We start from the raw sequence: 1,207 nt of genomic DNA, 5'->3' as shown, positions 1-1,207 counted from the left end.
ACGGCGTCCGGCGCGACGGTCGCGGCGAGATACAGCACCGCCGCCGCGACGCCGAGCGCGGCGAGGCGCCAGAGCAACCCGGCGGCGGGGCGCGCGGAGCGTGCCGCCACCGCTAGGGCGCTCCCTTCGGCATGTAGCCGACGACCTCGAGGTCAAGGCCGAGCAGCGGCGGCTTTTCCTTTGTAAAGATCGCCGGCGCCTTGATCGTCATGCTGTCGACGAACATCTCGGGCCGCGCGGTCTGGATGTGCGCGAGCGTCTGACGCACCGTCTCCAGCGTGCCCTCGATGCTGAAGCGGATGCGCACGGCGTCGAGGTCCTTCTCCCCCTTGCCTTGCAGGCGCGAGGCGGTCTTGAGGACGCCGTGGCTGCTGGCGACGGCCTGGCGCAGCCGGTCCTGCATCGCCGCCGCGATCGCCGCCGGGCTGGTCTCCGGCCAGATCGCGCCCGCCGCCTCCAGCCGCTGACGGTTGGCCGCCTCGCGCGTCTTCAAGGTCGGGATGCGGCCGATCACGGCGCGCAGCGTCGCCAGCCGGTCGGCGACCGATTCGATTTCCGCCTGCCGGTCGCGCACGAGATCGACCAGCGGCGCTACGACCGCGACCCAGGCCACGACCGGCAGCAGCACGAGGATCGCGAGCGCCAGGGCGCGCCGGGCGGAGGGGAGCCACGTGCCCATCAGGGCGGGTCCTCGATCCAGACGTCGAAGGCGAGGTCGAAGCGCTCCCCCTCCCCGGCCGTCGAGCGGGTGATCGGGGAGCGGAACTCCGGATTGTAGAAGATTTCGTGATTCTCGATGCGGGTGATGAGGTCGCTGACGCGCGGCGAATAGCCGATCATCTCGATGCCGCGGCCGCGCACCGTGAGCTGGCTGACCCACATCGTGTCCGGCACCAGCCGCGTCAGCTCGTCGAGGAGCATCAGCGGCTCCATCTCCCGCTGCCGCCGCTCCACGAGCGCGAGGGCGCGTTCGATGCGGGCATTGGAGTCGGCGATGCCGCGCGCGGCCGCCGCCTGCCGGGCCGCGACGGCCACCTGCCGTTCCAGCCGGTCGCGCTCGGCGCCGAGGCGGTGGACATAGACGCCGTAGGCGGCGACCAGCAGCAGCACGGTCGCGGCTTCCAGCGCGCGACGCAGGCGGCGCTGCGCTGGCGTCGCGGGCTTCTGGCTGTCGGCGCGCCACAGCACCACCGGCCGGCCGCGCCCG

Annotated in this window: 2 protein-coding genes; both read right to left on the bottom strand. The window is 72.9% G+C overall.

Annotated elements, in window-relative coordinates:
- Nucleotides 1-112: 112 nt before the first annotated feature.
- On the bottom strand, nt 113-679 hold the full coding sequence (gene gspM / locus B8460_RS07225) for a type II secretion system protein GspM (protein ID WP_048860911.1): 567 nt from the start codon (nt 677-679) through the stop codon (nt 113-115).
- A partial coding sequence (locus B8460_RS07220; RefSeq protein WP_048860910.1) for a PilN domain-containing protein occupies nt 679-1,207 on the bottom strand: 529 nt, incomplete at its 5' end. The genes B8460_RS07220 and gspM, both read right to left, overlap by 1 nt.

Source organism: Acidisphaera rubrifaciens HS-AP3 (assembly GCF_000964365.1).
Lineage (GTDB): Bacteria > Pseudomonadota > Alphaproteobacteria > Acetobacterales > Acetobacteraceae > Acidisphaera > Acidisphaera rubrifaciens.
Note: the sequence above shows the minus strand (reverse complement) of the source record. Positions and strands in the feature narration are given on the sequence as shown.

Bases quoted from the DNA above. Each gene is read 5' to 3' on its own strand.
- gspM (WP_048860911.1), bottom strand. From the start codon at position 679: ATGGGCACGTGGCTCCCCTCCGCCCGGCGCGCCCTGGCGCTCGCGATC.